General features: G+C 65.4%; 3 protein-coding genes and 2 pseudogenes. All 5 read left to right on the top strand.

Going from position 1 to position 7,690, the window contains the following annotated elements:
• Positions 1-36: 36 nt before the first annotated feature.
• The 5 genes and pseudogenes from EP26_RS28620 to EP26_RS35730 all read left to right on the top strand — a co-directional run bounded on the left by EP26_RS28620 (position 37) and on the right by EP26_RS35730 (position 7,124).
• Positions 37-1,340 (top strand): annotated as a pseudogene (locus EP26_RS28620) (IS1380 family transposase).
• A gap of 2,579 nt (positions 1,341-3,919) precedes the next feature.
• Positions 3,920-4,282: a response regulator gene (locus EP26_RS28615; protein WP_052389817.1), complete on the top strand. Its 363-nt coding sequence runs from the start codon at positions 3,920-3,922 to the stop codon at positions 4,280-4,282.
• 133 nt (positions 4,283-4,415) lie between these two features.
• On the top strand, positions 4,416-4,787 hold the full coding sequence (locus tag EP26_RS28610; RefSeq protein WP_043344407.1) for a response regulator: 372 nt from the start codon (positions 4,416-4,418) through the stop codon (positions 4,785-4,787).
• Positions 4,788-5,196: 409 nt separating this feature from the next.
• Positions 5,197-6,050, top strand: a pseudogene (locus tag EP26_RS38800) (IS3-like element ISAzo10 family transposase); the annotation flags it as partial.
• 912 nt (positions 6,051-6,962) lie between these two features.
• Complete coding sequence (locus EP26_RS35730) at positions 6,963-7,124, top strand: hypothetical protein (RefSeq protein WP_157033899.1); 162 nt, start codon at positions 6,963-6,965, stop codon at positions 7,122-7,124.
• Positions 7,125-7,690 lie beyond the last annotated feature (566 nt).

Genomic DNA, 7,690 nt, shown 5'->3' with positions numbered 1-7,690 from the left:
GGATGACAATGCGACCGAGCCTTCGGCTTTCCAGCGATCGGCCGCAAGAAAGTGGTCGCCGCCTTCGATGGCGGGCGGCTGACCTCGGATGGCGGCGTGCTGCTGCTAGCTGCAGCCGAGCGCCAGCTTGGTATCTGCGATCGGCTGGCGGCGCTGATCTCCGACCCGCGCGACCCGTCGCGGGTGGTCCACTCGCCGGCTGATATCCTGCGAGCGCGGATCCTGGCGATCGCCGGTGGCTACGAGGATGCCGGCGACCTCGACCACCTGCGTCGGGATCCCGGCTTCAAGCTGACCTGCGGCCGCCTGCCCGATCCAGGGCGGGACCTGTGCTCACAGCCGACCATGTCGCGCTGGGAGAACGCGCCCTCCCTGCGCGAGGTGATCCGGCTGATGCGGGCCATGGTCGATCTCTACTGCGCCAGCTACCCCCGGCCGCCCGCCGCCGTGACGCTGGACATCGACGACACGGTCGACGTGGTGCACGGGCGCCAGCAGCTGTCGCTGTTCAACGCCCACTACGACGAACGCTGCTTTCTACCATCCACGTCTACGACACCGCGACCTCCCGCCCGGTGATGGTACTGCTGCGGCCGGGCAAGACTCCGTCCGGCCAGGAGATCCGGAGCCATCTGCGCCGCCTGGTCCGGCGGATCCGGCGCCGCTGGCCAAACACCCACATCACCCTGCGTGGGGACGGCCACTATGGTCGCCCGGAGGTGATGGCCTTCTGCGAAGCACAGGGTATCGACTACGTCTTTGGCCTGCCGACCAACGCCGTGCTGCGGACTGCAGTCGAGGACGCCGCCGATGACGTGCGGGTCCGCCGTGCCGAGGGGAGCGCTCCGGTGCTGCGCCGCTATGCCGGGACGCGCTACGGCGCCAAGTCCTGGTCCTGCGAGCGCCGGGTGGTCGCCCGCATCGAGGCCAGTACCCAGGGCCTCGACATCCGCTTCGTGGTCACCAGCTTTGCCCGTGGCAGTGCCGAGTGGCTTTACGACAGCCTGTACTGCGCGAGGGAGCAGGCGGAGAACCTGGTGAAGCTGCACAAGGCCCAACTCGCCTCTGATCGCACCTCTTGCCGCTCGCCACTGGCCAACCAGGTCCGCCCGGTCCTGCACACCGCCGCTTACTGGCTGCTGCTGACACTGCGCGACCGCATCCCCAGGACGCACGAGTTGGCCACCGCCGAGTTCACCACCCTCAGGCTGCACCTGCTCAAGGTCGCGGGCCGGGTCATCGAGACTGCCAGCAAAGTCCGCATCGCCTTCGCCGCCGCCTGCCCGCATGCGATGCTGTTCTGCGGCCTCGCCCGCAGCTTCCGCCCAGCCGGGCCATGAGCAACGGGGCCAGTGCCCCACTGCGCCTCTCGCCCAGCAACCTCCAACGCCGCCCATCCGAGCACAACCATACCGCCGAAGGCGGATGCAAGCCTATGCCCGCCGCTCAGATCAGCCTGCGGACGCCCCTGCCTTTGCTGCCCGGCGAATAGAATGGGCTAGCGGCACGCTGCGACAGGGACCAGCCGGCGCCAGGCCGGTCTAATCCAGGGCACGCTTCGCAAACACAGAGGCGATGTGCCTCCAAAACCCGTCTGCCAGATTGAAATGAGTGCCCGCCTCGTCGGCGCAACCCCTCGCCCCCCGGCCCCGTGCGGGGCGACGATCCTGCCTCACACCAACTTTGGGGTTGGCTGCTACAGCGCGTGAGCGACGCCGTTGGGCCAGGTTGCGGAGCGTACTCCAATGCTGTGCCACCCGGCCACGCCGTTCAGCGCCGGCGAGGAGCCATCTGCCCTTGTGCTGATGTTTGGCCGCGTGTGATCGGGCTGGCATCAGGCCTGCCGGCAAAGCCGGCGACGCCAACTGTTGGCTGGGGCAAGCCGATACTGTCGTGGCCTCGACCGCCGATGTCGGGCCCTCCGACGGCGTCTGCTCATGCGCGGATACTGCATGGTCCTCGACACTGGGCACTGAGGCGGCCGCGGCCGGCGCCGCCCCAGTAGTGGGTAAGGGGCCAATCTCTCGGTCAGCCGTGCCGGTCGCTTCCCAAGCCTGCCAATCAGCAAGTTGCTGTTGTTCAAGCTGTGTTGCAATGAGCTTGTCGAGCGTCGCTGAGGTCTCGAAGAAGCTCCGGTTGCGCGTCGCTACATGAGGTTTTCCATCGATTTCGAAAACCTTCAGTTGCATCGACAAGCGCCGGACCTGCTCCGAAGAGGCCGGCAGAAACGCAATGCCACAAGCTCTGGCAGCGGCGATTTTTTCTGGTGAGATTTGCACTGGCTACTCGGATGCCAAAGGGATGACCCGGAGACGGCCTATCTAGGGCCCGGTGTGGTACACTACAACTCATAGGATGGTGACTGAGTTGGTGGGTCGCAGGACGAGTGGATGCGGCTTGATTGTATGAGATGGTTCCTGTTCGTCGGATCGATTGAAGGCCCGGGCAGTTCGGTCTTGGTCATTATGAGGTCGTGCATGCTTTCATGCTTCTCGCTGATCGACCTTGTCCTGCCCCGCCGCAGACTGCTGTGGGACTGGTTGGCATTGTGGCAGCCGCTCCCCATGAGAATCCGGCCGCGATGCCGAGCGCGTTCCCCCGCGTAGTGACACGGCAGGCGGGTCTTCGGCGCCAGCAGCGGCAACGTCGCCACCACCGGGCCCGATGGGCGACCGAGACGTCGGGGCGCCATGGTGCCCTACGCCCGACCCACCGCAGGCCACCAGGGAGGCGCTGCGCTCTCTCGCCGCGAGGCGGCGCGGCTGACGGGTGCTGCGGGTCGCGCCGCGGCAGGCCGGCAGCCCAAGCCAGTGCCTGCGGCCGGGCTGGGGACCGGGCAGGTCTGGGATGCCGTGCGGCCATCGGCTGGGCTGGTCCGGATTGCGACCCCAGCCGGGCAGGACGCGGCCGTTTGCTCCAGGGGCCGCGGCCTAGCGGCGCCCAGGCAGCGAACGCGCTGCTGCTGCTGCCATGGACCGTCTCGCGGGCTATTGGCCAACTCACCCCCCGCGAGGATCCGGGCCTCTACCCTCCAGCAGATCGGCGGCGCGAGCTGAGCTCCGGTGGGCGGCAGGCCGCGAACGGAGCGCCGGCGCTACCGCGGCTGACGGAACACCTTGCCTGGCAGCGCTGCTGGTGAGCGCCACAGGCCTGCTTGGCGGCCTGACCTGGGGGTGGTGGCCAAGCCGGCGGCCAGCGCATCCCGGGCTGCGGGTGCTGGTCATCACCGGCGGCACCCATGGGTGGCTGCCGCCAGGGTCCAAGGTGAGCGGCACGCCATTGGGGCTCGGCACCCCGATGCAGCAGGAACCTTGGTGGCGAGCAGACCAGGCACGGTCCCTGACGGCACGCATGCCGTCGGTACGCCGATCTTGCACAGCGTCGCCGCCCCGCACACCGCGCTGTGGACGCGTCGACTGCGAGGGCCGGGTGCGGGAATGACCGACGCCGCCATGCAAGATCCAGGCGGCTCCGAGAGGTAAAATCCGCACCATGCCAGGGTGTTGCCGGTTGCAGCCGCCCCATAATACGTCAGCCTATCCGCCGACCGGTCAGTATTCCGGACCATTCTCCAGATCACCGATTGTCATCGCGCTGAGTCAATGGTGCCGGTCTGATGTTATTGCCTCGATTGTCTCGACCAGTGACGCTCGCATATCCCGTGACAACCGATTTGCCTGACCAGACGATGTTGCTCGAACTCTCTTTGTTTTTGCCGGAACTGGACTAGCAAAGGTATTGTGCGCCGCCCAAGGCTTGACGCCGTTTGAGGCGCCCCCAAAAATTTTCCTATAACGTCACGACGAAGCAACGCCACTCGAATCAGAGGTTGCAATACCCGATCGGGGCATGAACCATCTGGCAGGGACGCCCAGCCATCATGCCACTCACAGTTTGCCAGCGGAGGTTGTCTGGCCCAATGCTGAAGTCCAAACGCATCCTTGTTGTCGAGGATGAAGCGTTGCTCGCGTTATCTATTGAAGATGTCTTGATTGACGCGAGTGCTGAGGTGGTCTGGCGAGCAGGCTCCGTTCAGGAAGCTCTGACCCTGATCGACACCATACTGTCACAGGGCACCATCAGCGCCGCCGTACTGGACGTCAATCTCGGTGGTGAGATGGTTTGGCCTGTGGCGGACGTGCTGCGCGCCCATGCGGTGCCGTTTGTCCTCCATACAGCCTACCAGGATCTCGTCACGGATCCAGCGCAAGCGGCGTTGTATAAGCCTTGCTCTCTTAACCTGCTTGTGGAGGTCGTCAGCACCCTGAGTCATCAACCATAAGTTTTGTTATACAAGCAGGAATATCAATATTTTAGTTGAGGCTAGACCTCAAACAACCGATAAGATCAACACAAATCAATGTGACACAAAAATGTCAGTGCATTATAATACCTGCGCTGAGGGATTCGGGTCGATGCTGAAAGGCAAGCGCATATTGCTGGTTGAGGATGAGGCCATGTTGGCCATGGCGCTCGAGGATATGCTCACTGAGGAGGAGGCGACGGTGATTGGACCGGCAGCCTCGCTGGAACAAGCCCTGACGATCACCAAGGAAGCGCTGCGCGAAGGCGGACTTGATGCTACGGTGTTGGATATCAACATTGCCGGCCAGCAGATTTGGCCCGTCATGGAATTACTGCGCAGCAATGGCGTGCCGATTGTGGTGCAGACGGGATACACGAATTTCCACTCCAGCAACGCCCCGGTCCTGCACAAGCCCTATTCGTCGACCGAGCTCGTTGCGGCACTAGACGATGCCACTACGAGGATGACCCCGGCGGTGTAAACGCTGCGGAAACAGATTGTTCCACCTGGACTATCAGGCAGGCTCGCGCGGACTGTGCTCGCCCGCGCCCGCGGTTTGAGCAGCGCTGCGTAGTGCCGCGGGTCGACCCTGAACTGGTGAGGGGCCCGCTATCCACCAAAGTCGGCGGTCTCGGCAGGACCACCAAACACGGTCAGCGCGCAGCCAAGCACCGCCCCCCCCCCCGCTACGAGCAACGACCAAGCGGCTGGGATGGGTGACAGAGAGATCAGGACCGAAGCGGCTGACCGCTGACCCTCCGGCTCCCACCATCCGCCCTGGGCCGCGATACCCGCAGCACACTGGCCTACGAGCCGGAGCGGCAGCCCCCCGTGTCAGACGAGTTGTCGCGTGGATAGGATCGCGCAATGAGGGGCTCGGGTGATCGAGAATGGCGAGATACGGACAAGCCTTCAGGAACCGCATCGTGGCGCGGCTGCTACCGCCGGAGAGTGCGGCCATTGATTTGGTATCCCAGGAGGTGGGGGTTAGCGTTGGTACCCTGAAACGCTGGCGGGCTCAGCCGCTGGCCGCACCCGGTGAACTGACGAACAACCAGCGTTGGACGCCAGCGGCGCGGCTGGAGGCGGTGATCACTACGGCAACGATGGATGAGGCCGCCCGCAGCGCCTGGTGCCGTGAGCAGGGCCTCTACCTCGCTGAGCTGGAGGCCTGGAAGCAGGATGCCATCGCCGGCCTCGGCGAGCCGCGGGCGGTGAGTGCCGTCGAGGCGCGGCAGGACCGGCGGCGGGTCCGGGAGCTCGAGCGCGAGTTGCACCGCAAGGACAAGGCCCTGGCCGAGACGGCCGCCTTGCTGGTGCTCAGAAAAAAACTGGATGCGGTCTTCCGCAACGGCGAGGACGAATGACCCGCCCGGAGGACCGCCAGACCCTGATGGCTGAGATCACGGCGGCCAGCGCCGCCGGCGCCCGGCTGGCTCCGGCCTGTAGCCTGGCCGGCATCGACCTGCGCACCTTCCAGCGCTGGCGTGCGGGGGACGGCCAAGTCCGGGCCGACCGCCGGCCCGAGGTCATCCGGCCACGGCCGGCGCACGCGCTCAGCGAGGCGGAGCGGGCGCGGATCGTAGAGCTGGCCAACCAGCCGCGCTTTGCCAGCACGCCGCCGGCCCGGATTGTCCCAACGCTGGCCGACGAGGGCGTCTATGTCGCCAGCGAGGCCAGCTTCCATCGCGTGCTGCGCGACCATGGCCAGATGCGGCACCGCGGTCGAGCCCGCCCGCCGCGAACAGCATAAAGTCCACAACCCTGAAGCGAGGAAACCGAAGCGATTTCAGACCGCTCGTCCGCCCTCACGAATGTTGCGGGCTAGGAGGATGCGTCTCGCGACGCAGGTTCTGTCCACGCCGGTCGGCCTGCCGCCTTGTGACGGAGCTTGGCAGACGCCTCACCGCCAAGGCGGTGGCGGCCGAACCCTGCAGTAGCCGATGTCCCCGCTGCTGCGGCGTACCCGTTCTCACCAGGACAGGCCGACGGTACCTGGCGCCGAGTATGACTACTTCTTCCATCGCGGGCTGAACAAGCCCGAGCGTGGAAGGCTGACAGGCAAACTGCCCAATACTGGACTTCGAATTCAAATTTGAATCCGCTGTTTCCAGTGGTACCTCCAGGCTTTGTCGGTTCATTTTCCGTTTCAGTGCCGTCGGGCAACGAGGACAGGATGCCAAGGATACCGCGTGAGGAGCATGCGACGATCGTCCGCAGGGTCGATGTCGAGGGACACAAGGTGGCCGAGGTCGCCGCGGCATATGGCTGCACGCCCGCCAACATCTACGCCATCCTGAGCAAGCTGCGCCGCCAGGCCACTAGCGAGGCCGCTCCTGCTCCGGTACCGTCCGCGCCAATCACAGCCGACGCTGATGCCGCGCCCGTGGCGGCGCGGGCTACCACGGCCGACCTCTTCGCTGCCCCGCCCGCAGGACCGCCGGAACCCCTGCCTTCGCTCCCGCTGGCGTCGGATGCGCCAGATTTGCCTCCAACTGAGCCGGAGGGGCCACCACCAACCTCGCCAAGCGAGCCTGCCCGCACAGAACCAAAGCCAAGAGCCGTCACTCCCGGTCGGGCTGCACGGATTGCAGCGTCAAAGCCGGCCGCACCGGTGTCACCACCGCGAGCGGGCAAGGCTGGGTACGCCCTGCTGATGCGGACCAGCGACGGCGAGGAAGCGGTGAACCCCTTCCGCTCGCTGGAGGAGTTGCTGTCCGCGGCAAAACCCCTACTGCGAACCGCGGCGCGCAACCCGGAGCCAATCTGGTTCTCAATACAGCAGGTCGACCTTGACGCCTTGGGCGATGACTTCTGATCCGGCGACCCAAGCAGACCATGTCAGCTGAGGACTGGGTTGATCGTCGCCTCCGCGGCGCCCAGTATCCTTGCGCCTGCCGCGCCTACTCTTCTCTCGCAGCCGCCTTCGCTAACAGCCCATTTTGAAAGTCGCCGGAGAGCCGGATTTGAACCCCCCAGAGGAATTGGGGGAAGCAATTGGTCGGCGCTGGGCAAAAAAGCCCACAGGAACCGGGGTGTGCGCCCTACTTGGGGCTCGTCAACCCGGCCCGGGTAGCCTTTTGAAACGGGATGTAAGTCAGATCGCGCGTTTTCAACACGGAACTTTGGCTTCCAAACGTAGAGTAGTGCCCGTCAACGGCCCGAAATGCTACTGGACTCTTCCGGGAATGCGTTTGAAAGCGCTGCTGCGCGAAGCGCTAACTGCTGAATCCGGCAGCAGGGTCAGCGTATTTGAACGCGGTCTCTAATCTAAACGGCCTGTAGCCTGGCCGGCATCGACCTGCGCACCTTCCAGCGCTGGCGTGCGGGGGACGGCCAGGTCCGGGCCGACCGCCGGCCCGAGGTCATCCGGCCACGGCCGGC

The organism is Belnapia moabensis DSM 16746, from assembly GCF_000745835.1.
GTDB classification, from domain to species: Bacteria; Pseudomonadota; Alphaproteobacteria; order Acetobacterales; family Acetobacteraceae; genus Belnapia; species Belnapia moabensis.
This window is presented reverse-complemented; position numbering and strand designations above follow the sequence as displayed.

Excerpts from the sequence above, each read along its gene's own strand:
- EP26_RS28615 (WP_052389817.1), top strand. The coding sequence starts at position 3,920 with ATGCTGAAGTCCAAACGCATCCTTGTTGTCGAGGATGAAGCGTTGCTC.
- EP26_RS28610 (WP_043344407.1), top strand. The coding sequence starts at position 4,416 with ATGCTGAAAGGCAAGCGCATATTGCTGGTTGAGGATGAGGCCATGTTG.
- EP26_RS35730 (WP_157033899.1), top strand. The coding sequence starts at position 6,963 with ATGCGGACCAGCGACGGCGAGGAAGCGGTGAACCCCTTCCGCTCGCTG.